At 71.5% G+C, this 618-nt stretch carries 1 protein-coding gene; it reads right to left on the bottom strand.

What is annotated here, in order from left to right:
- Nucleotides 1-618 (bottom strand): acyltransferase domain-containing protein (locus UK12_RS32940; protein ID WP_045306886.1); only part of this gene is annotated, 618 nt, incomplete at both ends.

Below are 618 nucleotides of genomic sequence, written 5' to 3' on the forward strand. Positions count from 1 at the left end.
CACCGACGAAGGCCCGTTGACCGCCGCGATACCCACCTCGGCCGTCAGCAGCGGCAGGACCTCGCCCTCGGACGCCTGCACCGCCACCATCGCACCACCCGAAGGCAGCGCCTGCATCAGACGGCCACGCGCCGCGACCAGAGCCGCAGCATCAGCCAGCGAGAGAACCCCGGCGACGTGCGCGGCAGCCAGCTCACCGATCGAGTGCCCCGCCAGGAAGTCCGGCCGAACACCCCACGACTCCACCAGCCGGAACAGCGCCACCTCGACCGCGAACAGCGCGGGCTGCGTGTACTCGGTCCGGTCCAGCAGACTGTCCTCACCCGCGAACATCACCTCGCGCAGCGGACGGTCGAGATGCTGGTCCAGGTGCGCGAACACCTCGTCCAGCGCATCCGCGAACATCGGGAACGCCCCATACAGCTCGGCGCCCATCCCGGCCCGCTGACTGCCCTGCCCCGTGAACAGGAACGCCGTCCGTCCCCCGGCCACCGAACCCTGCACCACACCCGAACCGGACTCACCGGCAGCCAGCGCACCAAGCCCCCGCAGGAACTCCTCACGCCCACCCGCCACGACGACCGCGCGGTGCTCCAGCCCCGCCCGACCCGTCGCCAA

Origin of the sequence: Saccharothrix sp. ST-888 (assembly GCF_000955975.1) — a bacterium.
Lineage (GTDB): Bacteria > Actinomycetota > Actinomycetes > Streptomycetales > Streptomycetaceae > Kitasatospora.